Source organism: Hymenobacter convexus (genome assembly GCF_030580955.1).
In the GTDB taxonomy this organism is placed as follows: Bacteria; Bacteroidota; Bacteroidia; order Cytophagales; family Hymenobacteraceae; genus Hymenobacter.
Map to the genome: position 1 here is coordinate 691,620 of NZ_JAUQON010000002.1, position 17,594 is coordinate 709,213.

Consider the following 17,594-nt stretch of genomic DNA (forward strand, 5'->3'; position numbering starts at 1 on the left):
CGATGGCAACCATCGAGGCTTTCGTGTCGAAAGAAACGCAAGCAGCGCGAGAACCGCTTTAACTCTTGACTCAACTACCAAATCACGGCCCGGTCAGCTGCCTTCCGCACCATCTTACTCCCCTCCTGGCATCCGAAGGCCTGCTGAAACTGCGGCATATTCATCAGCGGGCCCAGGGTGCGGTACTGGTCGGGCGAGTGCGGGTCGGTGGCAATTTGCTGGCGCAGGGCCTCGGGCCGGATGTTGGAGCGACGCAGCTGGGCCCAGCTCAAGAAGAAGCGCTGCTCGGGCGTGAAGCCGTCGTAGAGCGGGTGCGGACCGTTGCCGTAGCGCTGCTGTAGTTGCTTCTCAAGGGCCCCGTACACCACGGTGAGGCCGGCGAAATCGGCCAAATTTTCGCCCATCGTCAACTGGCCGTTCACGTGCACGGAGTCCAGCGGCGAAAAGGCGTTGTACTGGCGGCCTACCACGGCAGCGCGCTTCGTAAATTCGGCCGCGTCCTGCGGCGTCCACCAATCGCGCAGGTTGCCCGCGGCGTCGTACTGGCGGCCCTGGTCGTCGAAGCCGTGGGTCATTTCGTGGCCCATCACCCCGCCAATGGCGCCGTAGTTGATGGCATCGTCGGCCTGGGGGTCGAAGAAAGGCGGCTGCAGGTAGCCGGCCGGAAACACAATTTCGTTCATCGGCGGGTTGTAGTAGGCGTTGATGGTGGGCGGCGTCATGCCCCACTCGTTGCGGTCGATGGGCTGGCCCAGGTGGGCGGCCTCGCGCCGGCTTTCCCAGAGGCGGGCGGCCAGCAGGTTCTTCAGGTAGCTCTCGCGGGAGATGGGCAAGGCCGAGTAGTCCTTCCACACGTCGGGGTAGCCGATTTTCACGCGCAGGGCAGCCAGCTTCTTCAGGGCTTCGGCCTTGGTGGGCGCGCTCATCCAGGTGTTGGTCTGGATGTGCTCGGCCATGCTGGCCTTGATGTTGTTCACCATCTCCAGGGCCTTGGCCTTGGCGGCGGGCGGGAAGGCTTGGTCCACGTACAGCTGCCCAAAAGCCTCGCCAAGGTAGTTATCGGTGGCGGCCTGGATGCGCTTCCAGCGCGGCGTTTGTTGCTTGGCCCCGCTCAGCGCCTGGCTGTAGCGGAAGGCGGCGTCGGCGTAGGGCGCGGGCAGGGCGCTGGCCACCGAGCGCAGCAGGTGCCAGCGCAGGTACACCTTCAGGTCGGGCAGGTGCTCGGTCTTCAGCACGGCGTTCACCTCGTCAAAAAACGCCGGCTGACCGATGATGACTTCCGACGCCCGGCTCAGGCGCAGGCCCGCCAGCAGGCCCTTGGGGTCGAGGGCGGGGTAGCGCTGCTGGGCGGCCGCCACGGTCAGCTTGTTGTAGTTGGCCTGCGGGTCGCGCAGCTCCACGGGCGTGCGGGAGGCCTTGGCCAGGCGCGTTTCGATGCGCTCCACGGTGGCCGCGTCGAGCTGGGCCGCCACGGGGGCCGCGCCCAGCAGCTCAAACACCTGCTGCATGTAGGCGCGGTAGGCGGCCTTCACCTTCTCGGTGCGGGCATCGGTTTTGACGTAAAACTCGCGGTTGGGCAGCGTGAGGCCGCCCTGGCTCAGCTGCACAGCGTACTGGGTGGTGTTCTTCTCGTCCACGTCCACCCCCAGGTTGAAAAACGCGCCCGTGCCCACCTCCTGGAAATGCACCAACTCGGTGCGCAGGTTGGCCAGGCTGCGGATGTTGGCCACGCGGTTTAGCTCCGGCTGCAGCGGCGCCAGGCCGGCCCGGTCGATGGCCACGGTGTCCATGGCGGCGGCATAAAAGTCGCCCACTTTCTGCGCATTCGAGCCGGGCGCGGCGGTGCGGTTGGCCGCCGCATCCTCCAGAATCTTGCGCAGCTGGTCCTGAATGCGGTTGCCGAGCAGGTTGCGCGGACCCCAGCGGCTGGCGTAGCTCGGCACCGGGTTGCTCCGCAGCCAGTTGCCGCCCGAAAACTGGTAAAAGTCGTCGCAGGGGTTCACCGTGCGGTCAAGGTCGGCCATGTCGAGGCCCACGCCTTTGGGGTAGGTTTGGGTGGCAGTGGCGGCCGGCGCGGTGCTGGCCACGGTGGCGGGCTTGGTGCTCGTGCAGCCGGCCAGGGCCAGCGCCGTGGCCAAGCCGAGGGAGCTAAGGTTTCTCATGAGTAGGTGGGCAGGTTTTTCAAGCGCAAAGTAGCGCCAAAGACTCTGGTAGGGCCCGCCGGATTGCACGGGGTGGGGCATGATGAAAATGCCTGTCATCCTGAGCGGAGCGAAGGACCTTATCGCGTTAGAACGGTTTGTAGTAAAATCAACTACTTCAAACCTGATAAGGTCCTTCGCTCCGCTCAGGATGAGAGGCGTTTCCAAACGGCTCACTATTTTCTCCCCTACAGCCCCAGCCGCTCGCGCAGCTGCTGGTACAACTTCTCGCCGTCGCTGGGGTGGTAGGCACTGGCTTCCACCAGTTGGCCGGTCTTGTCAAAAATCATGTAGGTGGGCAGATAGGGAATCACCTTCTTGAGCGATTCCTGCACGGCCGGCGAAGCCAGGTAGTGGGCGCCCCGCAGGTTGTTTTTGGCCGCCAGCGCCGCCCATTTCTCCCGGAAGCCGGGCTGGTCGACCGAAATGTAGAGCACCTCAATGCCGTTTTTGCTGGCAAACTCGTGCAGGCCCGGCTCGTGCCGAAACTCGGCAATGCACGGCCCGCACCACGAGGCCCAGAAATCGACAAACACCGGCCGGCCGGCAAACTGCTGGCGCACCAGCCCGGCCAGCGTCCGCACCGTGTCGAGGCCCGGGGAGGGGGCAAAGGCCAGCGCGTGGGCGCCGGGCGCCAGCGTGCCGAAGGTCTGGTTCTGGCCCGCGCTGGCAGCGGTTGGGGCCGGCTTGGGCAGCGCCCGGGCGATGATGGGGTTGTAAGGACTTGCCGGAAACAGCCGCCGGTAATCGGCCGCCACCCGGGCAAAATCGGCGGGGCTCATGGCGTTAAAGGCCAGCGCCGTGAGCAGCATATCGCCCACGGCCCGGCCTTGCGCGGGGGCCGGCAGGTAGTCGTAGCGGCTCATGCCCGAGCTCACCTGCGCAAACTGCGGGGTGTAGCCGGCCCAGGTGCGGGCCGTGGGCGCGGGGCCGGGCAGTACGCCCTGCTCGCGCAGCCCCGCCACAATGGCCAGGTTGCCCAGGGCGCAGTAGCGGTAGCGGGGCAGGGTGGGGTCGTAGCGGGCGCACAGGGCCTGGGCCAGCTGGCGGGCTTCCGCCTCGGGCATTTGCAAGTGCAGGTTGGCCTTGGCGGGGTCTTTGAGATGGAATGCCAACGCCATACCCGACCAGTAAAGCAGACGCTGCTCCACTTCGGCCGTCAGCACCTCGTAGCAGCGCTGGCTGATTTGGTGCTCGTGCAGGGCGGCCGTCAGCAGGGCCTTGGGCGTGGCCGCTTCGGCTTCCAGGGCGGCTAGCACGGCCGTGGCCGTGGGCGCACTGGCCAGCACCGTGCCGATGCGCTCGCCGCTGGCGAGGCCGCCGCTCAAGAGCTTGCCCTGCTCCAGCAGGTTGTTGCCGGCCGCGTTGGTGCCGCCAAACGTCACCGTGGCCGGCGCGTTGCCCGCACTCGGCGTCAGCGTGAAGCTGAGGCGCGCGCCCGGCTCCACAAACAGCAGGTTGTGCGGCACGTACTTGCCCCCCAGGCGCACGAAGCCCGTTTCGGCGTGCCGCAGCCGGTAGCTGAAGCGCCCACCGCGCACCAGGGCCTCGTTGGGCCCGTCGGCGAAAAACAAGCTGAGCGGCACCCCCGGCTGGGGCTCAAAGAAGGCGATGGCCGTCGAGTCCGGCGCGTCGGTGAGCTGGCCCGAAATGGTGGCCGGCACGGCCTTGGGGGCGGCTTTTTGGGCACACACCAAGCCCGGGGCGACGGCCAGCGCCGCCCCCAGCAGGCAAATCCAGTACTTCATTGCAGAAAAAAGGTGCTTAGCGGGTGTATGACTCCGAAATGAACTTGCCCGTGCCGTCGAACGTGACGTAGCCCGGCCGGCGGCCAATTACAATCTCGGCCTGGTAGCGCGAGGGGCCACCGTTGGCATCCTTCAGTTCCGTCACGCCCAGCAGGCGGGCGGCGGGGTAGTGCTGGGTGAGGTAGGCCAGGGCCGGGGCGGCCAGGTAGGGCACGCTGGCGGTTGCCGGGGCTGGGGCGGCGGCCGCCGCAGGGGCGGCACCATAAGTCGGGCTTCCCAGCTTGTCGTTGAAGGCGCGCACTTCGGCGCTGTTCTCATTGGCTTTGGTGGTCACGACCAGCACGCCGTCACCGGCATCGGGACCGAAGAGCTGACGGGCCTTGTCGCCCTTAAAGACACTGATGTTGCTGATGTTGCTAGGGCCCAGGTCCTTCATGCTGCCCGTGTAGCGCTGGCCATCTACGTACACAATGGGCGGCGTCTTCTTGTCCGGAGTGGGCGCCGGGCCCGAGGTTCCCGTTTCGGTGGCGGCCCCCGCGGGCTGCGCCGCCCGGGCCGTGGCGAGCGCCGTCACCGGTTGCTCAGCGGCATTGAAATAGAGCTTGTGCTTCTCGCCGTTGCTGGCCGTGATGCTGGCGTAATATTGCACATGCGGTACCTTCTCCGATGCCTTGTCGCTGATAAACCAGCCGTTGACAGTGCTGCCGGGGTAGGTTTTGGCAATGTAGGACTTGATGCCGTCAGGCAGTTGGTGGTCGGCCGGGTTCACAGCCGGGCCCGTTTCGATGTGCTTGTCGCGGGCTTCGGCCACGGCCACCTTCTGGTTGAAGGCAATTACGTCGGCGCGGTTCTGATTCTGCTTCGAGGTCATGACCATCACATACTCGTCCTGCGGATTGCCGGAGATTTTGCGGGCGGCATCGCCCTTCAACGCAACCATAGACGCCACATTTTCAGCGCCGAGTTTAAGCTCATCTGCAATGGAACTCACCTTGCCGTCGAGGTAGTGAGTGGCGTGGTAATTAGTGGCGCCCTCCTGGCCTTGGTCTCGTTGAGCCGACGCTGCTTGGGCTGCCACCGGCACGGCCGGCCCGGCGCCCTGCGCCCGCGCGCCCGAGAAGCCCAGGGCGGCCGCCAGCACCAGCGGCCCGGCCACGAAATAGCGGGCCAACTGCCCGGTCGAAGAAAGCGGTTTGTTCATCATGACAACGCGGTTTTTGAGGGTTGGAAAGGTGAAATGGGAAACCAGAGCGGGGCCCGGCAGCACCTGGCTCAGGCGCAGCAGGCTGTATTGATAGGCCTGCCGGTCGAGGCCGGTTTGCAGGGCGGCGTGGTCGGCCAGGTATTCGAGATTGTCGAGCAAAGCCCGGCGCAGCAGCCAGGCCGCGGGGTTGCACCAAGCGGCGGCCTGCGCCACGTGGGCCAGCAGCACATCCAGGGTGTGGCCCTGCCGCACGTGCACCTGCTCGTGGCGCAGCACGGCCGCCAGTTCGGCTGCCGGGTGCCGGCCGGGGTTCAGGTAGATGGTTGAGCCAAAAGAAAATGGGCTAACATCGCCCGGCAGCGCCCGCACCGCCACGCCCAGCACCACGGCCGGCCGCGAGCGGCGCCGCAGCCGCGCCAGCGACAGCAGCTGCATCAGCAGCCGCCCCAGCCCTACGGCCACGCCGGCGCCATACACGGCCAGCGCCACGGCGTTCCAGTCGATGGGCGCCGGCGCATCAGCTGCCGGCACAGCCGCCGTGGTGGCAAAATCCATCAGCACCACGGCCACTGGCGCGGCGGCTTCCGGCGGTAGCAGCGCCGGCACCGGCAGGGCCGGGTACACCGCCGAAAACAGTAGCGCAAATACCAGGTACGCCCGGTTCAGCTCGAAAAACGTGAGCCGGCGCAGCAGCCCAAAATACGCCGCCGCAAAGAGCAGCAGCGCCCCGTTGGCCTTCAGCAAATACAGCAAGGTGGGCGAGAGCATGGCTATTCCTCCTTCTTGCTTTCGATGAGCTTGATAATCTCCTGCAGCTCTTCGGCGCTGATTTTATTGTCCTGCGCGAAAAACGACACCAGCTCCTTGTAGGAGTTCTGGAAGTGCTGCTTCACCAGCGTGCCCAGGGAGCGACGCTGGTAGTCATCGGCCGTCACCACGGGCACGAAGCGGTAGGAGTTGCCCAGCTTTTCGGCCCGCACGTAGCCCTTGCGCTCCAGGTTGCGCAGGGTGCTGGCCAGGGTGGTGTAGGGCGGGCGCGGCTCTGGCAGCTGGTCGAGCACGTCTTTCACGAAGCCGCCGGCGGGCAGCGGCCAGAGCACGCGCAGGGCGTCTTCTTCGGGTTGGGTGAGGCGTTCCATGGGAGATGAATAAATGTTAGAGGTGGCGGGCGGGCGTCGAGTTTTTTAAATAGAGCAGGGCATCAAACTCGCCGCGCAAGTCGTGCGGGCGAAAGTTGCGCGGCTGCTCCTGAATGCCGACGTCGCGAAAAAGTTGGTGCTGGAAAAGCCACGCGTTGGCCTCTTCCAGCGCCGGGCGGCGCAGGTCGAGCAGAAAGGACGTGCCAGTAGCTTGAAACCAGGCCTCGTAGGCGCCCGGGGGCGGCGCTTGGGCCGTGGCGGGGTAAAAGCTGCCCGCTCCGCCTTCGGCGGCGTAGCTGCCTTGTCCAAACGCGAAGCCCAGCGCAAAGTACCCTTTGCCAAAGCCCTGCCGCAGCCATTGGCCCATGGGGGCCTGCCGCGGCTCGCCCGCTGTGGCCACGTGCCCGTTGTGGGCCCATACCACCAGCTTGGTCGCACTGCCGGCCGCGCCGTCCTGCCGCAGCCAGGTCACGTTTTCGGCCAGGCAGGCGTCGCGGTACGGCCCGGCCAGGTCAAGCGGCAGGCGCCGGAAAGTAGCGCCCTGTTCCAGCAAGCGCAGGCAGTGCAGCTGGGTAGCCAGCTGGCGGGCATCCGAAACCGTTGGCGCGAGCTTGGCACGGGTGTCGAGGCCGGCCCGCAGCTCGCCCACGAGGCGGCGAACGGTTTGCAGGAGTGGGTCGGTGGGCTGGTCCGGGTGGCGGCGCAAGTCGAATTCCTCCCCGCCAGGGCGGCTCATTTGGGCCACCGCCGCTGCCAGGGCTTCTAGGCGGGGCTGCACAAACTCGTCGGTGGCCCGGGCCGTTTGGCGCAGCTGCGCCAGGGCCAGCTCGGGGGCCTGCATGTCGATGCCCGCCAAAAAGAGCTTCGTGCCCCGCTGCTGGCGATAGGCACGCATCCAGCGCACCAGGTCCAGCACTTCCTGCGTGTTCCAGACGCCCAGCGCCCGCAGCAGGCCCGCCGGGTCGCCCTCGCCGGTCTGGATGTAGGCATTCAGGGCGGCGCAGGCCGGTTGCGGCGCTTCCAGCGCCAAGCCGGTGAACCCCTTTTGCTCTACTAGGAAGCGGAAAATCCGGCGCTTCATCCGAAAGATGTCGCGCGAGCCGTGGGTCACTTCGCCCAGCCCCACCACCTGGGTGCTTCCCACTAGCTCCCCCAGCGGCCGGAGGTCGGTCAGGTCGGCTTCCGGGGCGGCCGGCGCCAGGGGCGTGGCCGCCTTGCGTAGCCAAGCCGTTTCGGCAGAGGTAGGCGCGGGCGCCGGAGGCAGCGGGGCCGGCACGTAGGCCCGGCCGTCAAGGGTAAACGTCAGGTTGTCGAGCAGCAAAGGAGCCGGTCCGGGCACCCGCACCCCCAACGACAGCGCTGCCAGCGCCGCATCGTCGGGCACGGGCACGCTGAAAGAAAACGCTTCCCATGCCGCCCCCGGCGCAGCGGGCGTCGGGGCCACGGCGTGCCGCGCCACCACGTAGGTGGCCACCCGGCCCGCCCGGCCATCGCCGCCCAGCAGTGCATAAGTAAACATCGGCGAACCCGGCAGCGCAGTCGTGTTGGTCAAAGTGCGCCACTGGCCTTTCACGGTCAGTGTCTTGCCTCTGATTTTATCGATGGGCAACGTGCCCAGGTAGGCGGCCGGCGGGGGCGAGCCCGGGCGCCCGGCGCCGGGCCGCAGGCACAGGGCCCGCCGGCCGTGCTGGGGCTGCAGGCTGTCGAGGGCCAAAGCCAGGCGCGCCGGTTCGGGGCGCGCTGCCGGGGGCGGCAGCCGTTCAAAGTCCCAGTTGGGCGTCAGCACATCTTCCGGAGCGAGGAGTAGGGCTTCGGTGTCGGGCACCGGCGCGTCGCTCAGCAGGCGGCCGTCGAGGCGTACCTGCACATCATCGAACCAAATGCGGCCACTGCCGGCCACACGCAGCCCCAAGCCGAAAGCCGTGGCGCTGGCTTTCACCGGCAACCGCAATTCGATACGGCGCCAATCGGTCGTGGCGGCCAGCGAATCTAGCTGGTCGACGCGCTCCAGGCCGATGCTGCCCGCCGTGGGTGGGGTGTGGGCGTAGGCATACAGCCCGGCCCGGCCCCGAAACCCACTCGTGCGCATACAGCCGCTCACGGTCGCAATGCGGCCGCGCACCGAGTCGATGGGGTAGGAAAAGGCGGTGTACAGGGCGGCGTAAGGCGGCTCATCGGCTGGTGCCAGGTCGAATCGCAGGCTGCCCTTGCCCTGCCGGAAAATCAAGGAATCGAAAGCCAGGGTGGTGCCGGGAAACACCTTCTGCGACCACAGCACCAGGGGGTGGCCGCTGTTGGCGCCCGGTTCCAGAGCCAGGTTGAGCCGCGCCTGGGCCATTCCGGCGGGGGCCGCTGCCAGCCAGCAGCCCAGCAGGCCCCCGCAGCGGCGAGCAGCGGCGCTTTTACTTCTCAAAAAATAAACGCCCGGCGGGGTAATCACGAGGTAATGGACTGCTTGTGCGAAATTTTCGTAATTCTACGAAAATTTCGTAATAGTGGGTAATGAGTCCACCTTCGGAACAAGGAATATTTTGCCTGAATCCGCTTTGCCAGCCAAAAAAAGCCGTTTTAAACCCCCCAAAAAAATTATTATCAGTAAGTACTCGGCTACGACCGCACCTTGTCCGTCTGCTGAATCTGGAGCCACCGAATGGCCGCGCCTTCGTCGTTGAAAAAGGAGATGGCGAACGGTTTGTCGTCGTAGGCTTCGGCCGAAACATAGCCCGGCCGGCTGACGATAGATTCGTGCAGCGCCGGGCCCACCAAGTAGGCAATGTAAAGGCGGCCATTGAGCCGGCGCGCCATTTCCGGAAAGAATTTGTTGAGCAGCCACTCAGTGGTGCTGGGGTCGTTGAGGGTGCGGCGGCGGATGTCCTGCAGCCAGAAGCGCGCCTGCTGGTCCACGGCCGCTTCGCACATCTGCTGGTACACGGCGGGCAGCTCGTGCGGGTCGGGCTGGTGGCCCCAGCGGCTCACCAGTATATCAAGGTCGGCGCGGTAAGTGAAGTCGATGAGCGGCGCGGGCAAGTCGGGATTCATAGGCAAAGGCAGGAGGCAGGAAGTGGCAAATTACGCGTTGGCGGCATCACCTGGTTTCCCGCCGCCCGCCGTGGGCCTCAATGCGCCGGCACGGCAGCGGGTACAGCGCTGCTTTCCACGGGCGGGTTCCGCCGAAACGAGCGCAGCGCCAGCCCCGCGCTGGCCAGCGCCAGCACTGCCCCCAGCAAAAACGGCGCGCCCGGGAAATGCACTGGCCCGTTTTCACGGGTGAAAAACCGGAACAGGAAGGTCATCAGCAGCGGGCCCACCACGCCGGTCACGCTCATCAGGCTGGTGAGGGCGCCCTGCAACTCGCCCTGCTCGTTGGCCGGCACCTGGCCCGAAATGGTGCTTTGCAGCGCCGGCCCCGCGATGCCGCCCAGGCAGTAGGGCGCCAGAAACGCCAGCATCAGCCACCCCCGCCAGGCAAAGGCAAACAGCACAAAACCCACCGTGTAGCACAGCAGCCCCACCACAATAGCCCGCGCCGCGCCCAGCTTCGGAATGGCCACGCGCACCAGCCCGCCCTGCACCAGCGCCGAAAATAGGCCGATGACGCCCAGCGAAATGCCCACCATCTTCTCGCCCCAGCCAAACTTAAGCTCGGTGTAAAACGTCCAGACCGACTGCACCGACGAGCCCGCTAAGTAGATGAGCACCAGCGAAGCCACCAAGCCCAGCACCGCCGGGTACTGCCGTAGCCGCAGCAGCGAGGCCACGGGGTTGGCCCGCGTCCACTCAAACGCGCGGCGTTTGGCCGGCACCAGCGACTCGGGCAGCACCAGCAGCCCGTACAGAAAGTTGCACAAGCTCAGGCCCGCTGCCACCATAAACGGCATGCGCGGGCCAAACCCCGCCAGCAGCCCGCCTACCGCCGGCCCGATGATGAAGCCCACCCCAAACGCCAGGCCCACCATGCCGAAGTTCTGGGCCCGGTTCTCGGGCGTGCTGATATCGGCAATGTAGGCCGTGGCCGTGGTGAAGCTGGCCCCCGTGATGCCCGCCAGCACGCGCCCCACAAACAGCCAGCCCAGCGTGGGCGCGAAGCTCAGAAACACATAGTCGAGCCCCAGCCCCAGCAGCGCGGCCAGCAGCACCGGCCGCCGCCCCAGCTTGTCGCTGAGCCCGCCCATGATGGGCGCAAAGCAGAACTGCGCCCCCGCGTAAGCAAACGTGAGCCAGCCCGAATACACCGCCGCCTGGCTCAGGCCCTCGCCCGTGAGCTGCCGGATGAGCGTGGGCATCACCGGAATGATGATGCCGAGCCCGCTGACGTCAATCAGCAGCGTAATAAAAATAAACCCAAGGGCCGGGGAGCGCTGAGATGCCATGGCAGAAAAACTAAATTATATAGCAAAGATGGTGGATTTGAGCCGACGCCTGCGGACTGGCGCGACCTTTTCCGAACTCCTTCGTTGCGCCGCGCCGGCCGGCATTTCGGCGGGCCGCTATCCATTTGCCGGTAGTTGGCGTATGAGGCGCTAATCCGGCCCGGCCGGTTTTCATCCGAATATTTCCCTTTTGACTTTATTGCCATGAATCAGAAACGCACGTTTGGCACCATTCTCACCGTTTTAGGCATCGTCGGCATCATCATTGGCGCCCTGGCTTTCCTGGGCGTCGGCGGCATCGGCCTCAGCAAAATGAACTCCATTGTTCCGTTTGTGGTGGGCCTCATCTTCTTCGCCGCCGGCATCAACCTGGTAAAAACCACCGGCGACCGGGCCTAGCAAGGAAATCTCACGAAAAATTATTCCTTGTCCGCTAATACGTTACCGGTTCTAGGTAATAATTTTAACGCCCGCTTGTTGCCTTCTCAGAAAATCCCCCTACTTTTGCAGAACCAAACAGTGCGGGGTGGAGCAGTTGGTAGCTCGTTGGGCTCATAACCCAAAGGTCACTGGTTCGAGTCCAGTCCCCGCTACCTAAAAGGCCGTTTCCAATCAGGAAACGGCCTTTTTTCTTTTACAGCTGGTTTTGGTGGCAATAAATAAGAAGATTGATTGGAAGTAGCAGTAACGGCTTGCCGCTTGCCGCTTGCCGCTTATCGCACCACGGCTTGCTTGCTGGCCGAGCGGCCGAACTTCGTGGGGAAATAGACCAGCTCCGCCTTGGCCGGGTTGATGGTGTAGGTGCCCTTGAAGCGCGGCTGCAGGGCAATGCGGAACTGGTGCCGGCCAATGGGCAGGCGGTCAAGGAAGATGCCGGTTTGGTGGCGCAGGTACTCGCGGTGGGTTTCGAGGCCGTTGGTCGGGGCGGGGGCGCCGTAGGAGCAGCCGGCCGGGATGGGCACTTCCAGCAGCACGTAGCGGGCCTCGGCCTTCACGTCCACAGTCACGAGCAGCTCGGCGGGCTGGCCGGCGCGGAGCGTGACGCGGTTGCCGGCCTGACCCGCCAGTTGGGTCCGCACCGTGAAAGCGGCCGTGACGGGTGCCGGCGCCGGGTTCCAGTGGCTTTGGTAGGCCGTGGCGTAGAGCGGCAGCAGGCCCTCCTTACGCAGCGTGAGCGGCCCGCTACTGCCCGCCAGCTTAGTGGTGAAGGGAAACTGCGTCACGGTCTGGTTCAGGCCGCCGCTGAGCTGGGCGCGGGCAAAGGTGGCCGGGCGGCCCGCCACAAACAGGTCGGGGCCAATGGTTTCGAGGATTTGGGCGGCCTCGTAGGTACTGGTCCAGTGGCCGCCTTCGCGCAGGTTGAGCAGGCCCACGCGCAGGCGGGCCAGCTCGGCCTCGTGCCCGCCAATGGAGCGCAGCGCCCGGTAGGCCAGCAGCGTGGTGCCCACCCGGTTCCGCAGCAAATAGCCATAGTAGGTCGAAGCGTGCAGCGTATCGCCATAAAACACGCCGCCCAGCTGGGTGCTGAGCCGGTAGCGCCGCAGCGTATCGAGCTGGAAAGGCAGGCCCAATTGCTGGCGCAAGGTTACCAGCGCCAGGTAGCGGTCGAGGGGCTGGCGGCCGTTTTGCAGGCGGTCGAAGCGGGCCACGTAGGTCTTGAAATCGGCCGGCGCGCCCAGGCGGTGCAGCAGGGCCAGCAGGCGGATGAGGTCGTCGGGGGCGCGGTAGTAGCCGTAGTAGCTGGGGAGAGGGCGGCCGCGCAGCTGGGCTACCGTGGCGGCTTCGCTCAGGTGGTCGTCCAATTCGCGCAGCAGGTAGGCCTGCGTGGCCGCCCGGTCGAACACCACTTTGTAGCCGGCTTTTTCAGCATCCAGCAACGCTTCCAGCACGTGCGTAGTAGCCCACGGGCTCACCGCCGACTCGGCCCAGGTACCCCACAGGTGTTCGGGCTTGTGCTGGCCGGCCAGCAGTTTCTTGATGAGGAAGTTAATGGCCTTGTCGCTGCGGAAGGGTAGGCTCTGCACCTCCCGGATGCGGCGCTCCAGCAGCAGCGCCTTCAGCTTGGAGGCAGCCTGCTCGTTGCAGAGGTAGGCGTAGCGCTGCAGATGGTCGATTTCCGAGAGCAGCAGCGGTAGCGCGTCGCTTTCCAGGCGCACCGTCACTTCGCCAAAAGTAGGGTTGATGGGCAGCTGAATGGTGGTATCGGCGGCCGTTAGGGTGGCGAAGGTGCCCACCCGCTCCAGGGTGCCGGCCGGCAGCACGGGCAGGCTGCGCTGCTCGCCGTCCTGGTAGCCGTTGGGTTGGGCGAGGGCGAAGCTAAGCGTGACGGAATCGAGCACTGTCGTTGAGGGCGCGGTGAAGATGAGCGTATCCAGGGCCACGGGGCTCACCAGCCGGTTTTGGGTGCGCAGCACCTGCGCGCCGGCCCGGAAGGTGGTGGCTACCTGGGCGGTGTCGAAGCCGTAGTTCAGGCTTTTGCCCAGCAGCTGGGTGCGGTCGCCGGCCACCAGGAAGCGGGGCGTGGCCAGCTCGGCCCGCAGCTGCTTGAACGATTTCAGGCGGCCGGTGGCGCGGCCCAGGCGGCCGTGGTCGTCGGAGGCCAGCACGAAGCTGTCCCAACTGGTCACGTCGTCGGGCAGCACTACGTCGGCGCGGGCCAGGCCGTGGGCGTCGGTTTCCAGCAGCGGGTGCCACCAGGCGTAGTCGCGGAAATGGCGGCGCATGGCCAGGCGCGGGTCGGCGCCGTTGGCCACATCGTCGGCGCTGCCTTTGGTGTTGATAATCAGCGCGCCATTGGCGGCCTGGGCGCCGTAGAGACTGGCCGCCTCCGTGCCCTTTATCACGCGGATGCTGGTGATGCTGGCCGGGTCGATGTCTGATTGAAGTCCGTTAAAGGGCAGGCCGTTGAGCAGGATGAATGGTTGATTGTTGCCGCTGATGGAAGCGGAGCCGCGAATGGTAATGCGGGCGCCGGAGCCCGGCGCGGCGCCTTCGATTTGCACGCCCGCTACTTTGCCCGCCAAGCCCCGCAACGGTGCCGCTGAAACGGTGGCTACGGCGCCGCTCATACTCCGCTTTTCCACCGCGCCGTAGCCCACCACCACCACTTCATTCAACTGTTTGCTGTCAACAGCCAGCTTTATCACCAGTGTGCTCAGCCCGCTCACCGCAACTTCCTGCGTGGCATATCCCACGCTGCTGATTCGGAGTGTGACGCGCCCATCCGGCGGCACCTGCAGCGTAAAGCTGCCATCAGCGCTGGTTGAAATACCGATGGTGCTGCCCTTAATCAGCACCGTCACACCGGGCAGGCCCTCCTCGCTGTCCTGGCCGATGACCTGGCCGCGAATAGTGCGCCAGCCGGGCTGGGGCGTGCGGGGCATTTCGACCCGGATTTCGCGGCGGGCGGGCACGCTGTCGGCCATGGTGATGTGGCCGGTTTTCGGGCGCCGCAGCCAGAGCTGCTGGTTGATACGGCGGCTGAGGCGGCCGGCCGGCACCCGGTCGGCCAGGCGGAGCTGGAAGTAGGTTTGGCCGTTGGGCTGGATGAGGACGTCCTCGGCCGGGGCCAGGCAGGAGCTGTCGGCCAGCAGCATGGCCACGCGGTAGCGGCCCGGCGCCAGCGCATGAATCAGGCCGTAGCCCCGCTCCAGGCGCAGGAATTTGGGCTGGCCGGGGCGGGTGAGCAGCACGTAGCGCGGGGCGGCCAGCTCCTTGTAGGCGGGGCCGGCATCGGCCGGTCGCGGGGGGAAGCGCAGCTCTAGCCGGCCCTGGCCCGGCGGCGTGGTGTAGGGCACGTCGAGCCGGGCATTGAGGTAGTCGAGAGTGGCGGCGGCCACCCACTCGGGCTTGCGGCGGAAGTCGGCTTCGGTGTAGGCAAAGCCTTGCAGCGGCAGCCACTTGTCGTAGTTGTTGAAAGTATAGCCATCGAGCCGGCCCAGCAAACTCGCGTCCAGGCACTGCATTTTTAACAGGTTTTTCCCGAAAGAGTACTTGTACAGCGGCTCAAACAGGAACTTGCGCCGCAGCCCGTACGCATCGCGCAGCAGCACCGAATCGGGCCGGAAGGGGCCGCTAATGAGCGCACCATCGTAGCGGCTGCGCGTGAGGGGGCGCAGCGCCTGCCCCTGCCGCAGCGTGGCCGCCGCCAAAAACGTGCCGTCGAGTACCACCAACGAGCGTTGCAGGCCCAGCAGCTCGGCGGGGGCCAGCTCCGGGTGGCGCTTTTCCACGCTCAATTCGGCGCAGGGATGGTTCACATCGATGCTCAGCGTGAGCTTGTGCAGCGGGCGCAAATACACCTCGCGCAGCGTGACGAAGCGCGTGGCCGTGCGCACGCTGATGGTGTGGAAGCCGCTGTCGGCCAGCACGGTGTAAGGGTCGTTTTGGTTGATGTCGTGGATGTAGCCGGGCTGGCCGTCCACGTACACCGCCACCGGCGGCAGCACCCGCCCCGAATCAACCAAGAAAACCGCCACTTGCGCGAGCCCGCCCGGCGCCGGCTGGTATTCGTGAAACATGCCGGCTTCCGGATATAGAAATTGGTAAAACGTGAGTGAATCGAGACCCAGTACGTGCCGCCAGCGTGCCCACGGCAGCAGCTTCTGGGCCGACTGACCCTCAAAACTCGCCGCCAGCTTGAAGCGGCGCAGCGACTGCCGGCCCTGCACCGGCCGGGCCACGCGCAGCTGCGCCAGCGCGGGCGCGGCAGCTTGGTCAAACTTGCTGGTGTAGGCGTAGCTGGTGAGGTCGGCATGGGGCACGGGGCGGCCCCGCTCGTCGGTCACGGCGTAGCGCAGGCTGATGCGCTGGCCCGGGTAGGCCACGGCCGGCTGCTCGGCATTGATGACGAGCTGCGGCGCGGGCAGCGCCATCGTAAACTCGGCCGATTGCAGCGCCTCGCCCCACCAGTAGTGCAGCGAGGCAAACCACGGCTCCGAGCCGGCGTGCGGAATGGCCAGACTGAGCGCGTCGGCGTAGCCACGGTAGCGCAGGCGGTTGCCTTCATAGAGGTAGTACCAGAAATGCAGCCCGCGCGGGTTGCTCACGGCCAGCACCAGCGAATCGGCCCGGCGGTCGGATAGCAGCGTGAGGTCGGCATTGCTTTGGTTGATGTCGAGGTCAGCGCGGCGGCCCTGCTCGTCGCGCAGCTCGTAAAAGTCGGCGTGGGCGTCCACCTTCAGCGCCAGCGGCAGCTGCACTGGCCCCCGAAACAGCCAGCCGCTGCCCAGCTCATTGGCCGTGGAAATGCGCAGCGTGGCCGCGTGCGGCTGGCTTTTGCCCACCTGCCGGTATTCGAGGTGCACCGAGTCGCCGCGCAGCTCGGCGTGCAGCTCGCCGGGGTCGTGGCGGAAATCGACGGCGGTGCTTTCGGTGCGGCGCTCGTTGTCGGAGGTCAGTAGAGTGGCCTGCACGTTGTAGCGAAAGTCCACGTCGGGCAGCGCATTGGCGGGCAGGTTGAGGCGGGTTTCGCCCAGCGGGTCCAGTGCCTGGCTTTTGGTCCAGAGCGTATCGGGCATGAAGAACTGGCGGCCCGGCAGCGCGCCGGGCGCGCCGTAAGGCGTCACGCTCAGCCGCAGCCGGGCGTCGAGCAGGTTGAGGTCGTTGGCATCGGTGCCGCGCACAAACACGGCCTGCGGCTGGCCCTGTCGCTGGGTTTTTTCGGCCACTCGCAGCGTGTAATGGCTGTTTTTCAATTCGTAGTCTTCAAGCCGAAACTGGCCGCTGGCCAGCACGTGCCCGCGCCGGTCTTTCAGCCGAAAGCCCACGTAGGTGTCGGGGCGCAAACCCAGCGAGTCGGTCAACGGCAGGGTGTAGGCGTAACTGCCGGGGCGGCTGGGGCGCAGCAGGGCAATGCGCTTGCCGGATTCGGTGCCGTAGCCACTGCCGCCCAGCCACAGCGTGAGGGGCCGGCGGTAGGGGCGGCCGTTTTTGCGGCGCAGCACGCGGGCCTTCAGGCGCAGGGTGTCGCCGGTGGGGCGGTAGCGGGGCTGGCTGGTGGCTACGTAGTTGGCCCAGCGGCCTCGCTCCCCGTCTTCGTCTTCGCCCTCATCCTGGTGGTTCTCGCGGCGGCTCTGGCGCTCCTCGCGCACGTCTTCGTTGAAAATCGAGCGCAACAGGCCAATGGGGCCGGTGTTCACCTCGGCCGGGTCGTGCAGCTCCTGCACCAGCCGCCGCACCGGCCCGCTCAGGTAGCCCAGCGGGAAGCCGTAGAGCACCCGCCAGCCGGCCCGCTTCAGCCAGTGTCCGCGCGGCCGGGCCCGCTGCCCGCTATGCGGAAATGTCTGGTCGAGGGCGTGGAACGTGGTGCGCCCGCCGGCCGTCACGGCCACCAGGCCGGCCCGGCCGCCGCCGGCCTGCCGGTAGGTCTGGGTGGCGGCATCGAAAGCCAGCGGCTTGCCGCGCAAGGCCACCTGCGCATCGGGCTGCAGCCGGCCCAGCGAGTCGCGCACCACGAGGCTCAAATCCACCTGGTTATCCACCACCAGCACCTCGCGGTCGGCTTCGGTGCGGAGCTGGTACACCAGCTGCGGGCCTTCGGTGTGGGCCACCAGGTAGTAGCCCAGCGGCAGCGGGCGCGGCGCGGGCTTGTCGGAAGGAAAGGAATCGACGGCCTGGGTGAAAAACTCCGGCCGGGCCGCGCCCAGCCCGCGCTCGTACAGCAGGCGGGCCTGCTCGTCGCTGATGCGGAAAACCTTGGTGAAGTAGCTGGTCTGGCGAGCCTGGGCCACCAGCTGCTGGGCGTGGGCGGGGCGTAGTAACAGCAAAGACAGAGCGGCGAAAAGTAGCAGAAGGCGCATAAGCAGGCAGGAAGAAGTTTCCCATCCGATGCAGGCCCGCGGCGGAATACACACGGCTGAACGCAAAAAGGCCCGGTCGGAACCGGGCCTTTGGTTGGCGGTAGCTATGTGCTCAGCATGACGTTCAGAGAA

9 protein-coding genes and 1 tRNA gene are annotated in these 17,594 nt (G+C 66.3%); 2 read left to right on the top strand and 8 right to left on the bottom strand.

The genetic code is table 11. The features are described 5' to 3' along the window. Positions 1-74 precede the first annotated feature (74 nt). The 7 genes from Q4S41_RS06345 to Q4S41_RS06375 form a co-directional block, all read right to left on the bottom strand. Positions 75-2,162, bottom strand: a complete 2,088-nt coding sequence (locus tag Q4S41_RS06345; RefSeq protein WP_305030261.1) for a M13 family metallopeptidase — start codon at positions 2,160-2,162, stop codon at positions 75-77. Between the two features lie 227 nt (positions 2,163-2,389). Next, on the bottom strand, positions 2,390-3,949 hold the full coding sequence (locus Q4S41_RS06350) for a TlpA family protein disulfide reductase (protein ID WP_305030262.1): 1,560 nt from the start codon (positions 3,947-3,949) through the stop codon (positions 2,390-2,392). A 16-nt stretch (positions 3,950-3,965) separates the two neighbouring features. Beyond that, complete coding sequence (locus Q4S41_RS06355) at positions 3,966-5,921, bottom strand: M56 family metallopeptidase (protein ID WP_305030263.1); 1,956 nt, start codon at positions 5,919-5,921, stop codon at positions 3,966-3,968. A 2-nt stretch (positions 5,922-5,923) separates the two neighbouring features. Continuing rightward, positions 5,924-6,292, bottom strand: a complete 369-nt coding sequence (locus Q4S41_RS06360; protein WP_305030264.1) for a BlaI/MecI/CopY family transcriptional regulator — start codon at positions 6,290-6,292, stop codon at positions 5,924-5,926. A gap of 16 nt (positions 6,293-6,308) precedes the next feature. Then, complete coding sequence (locus Q4S41_RS06365) at positions 6,309-8,705, bottom strand: erythromycin esterase family protein (protein ID WP_305030265.1); 2,397 nt, start codon at positions 8,703-8,705, stop codon at positions 6,309-6,311. Between the two features lie 194 nt (positions 8,706-8,899). Beyond that, on the bottom strand, positions 8,900-9,331 hold the full coding sequence (locus Q4S41_RS06370; protein WP_305030266.1) for a hypothetical protein: 432 nt from the start codon (positions 9,329-9,331) through the stop codon (positions 8,900-8,902). A 77-nt stretch (positions 9,332-9,408) separates the two neighbouring features. Then, positions 9,409-10,662: a TCR/Tet family MFS transporter gene (locus Q4S41_RS06375; RefSeq protein WP_305030267.1), complete on the bottom strand. Its 1,254-nt coding sequence runs from the start codon at positions 10,660-10,662 to the stop codon at positions 9,409-9,411. Positions 10,663-10,866: 204 nt separating this feature from the next. On the opposite strand from Q4S41_RS06375, the gene Q4S41_RS06380 reads away from it, so the two are divergent. Both Q4S41_RS06380 and Q4S41_RS06385 read left to right on the top strand, forming a co-directional pair. Further along, positions 10,867-11,061, top strand: a complete 195-nt coding sequence (locus tag Q4S41_RS06380; protein WP_201979990.1) for a hypothetical protein — start codon at positions 10,867-10,869, stop codon at positions 11,059-11,061. 121 nt (positions 11,062-11,182) lie between these two features. Next, a tRNA-Met gene (locus Q4S41_RS06385) sits at positions 11,183-11,255 on the top strand. Positions 11,256-11,375: 120 nt separating this feature from the next. Here Q4S41_RS06385 and Q4S41_RS06390 read toward each other — a convergent pair. Continuing rightward, positions 11,376-17,462, bottom strand: coding sequence for a carboxypeptidase-like regulatory domain-containing protein (locus tag Q4S41_RS06390; protein ID WP_305030268.1), 6,087 nt, complete (start codon positions 17,460-17,462; stop codon positions 11,376-11,378). Positions 17,463-17,594 lie beyond the last annotated feature (132 nt).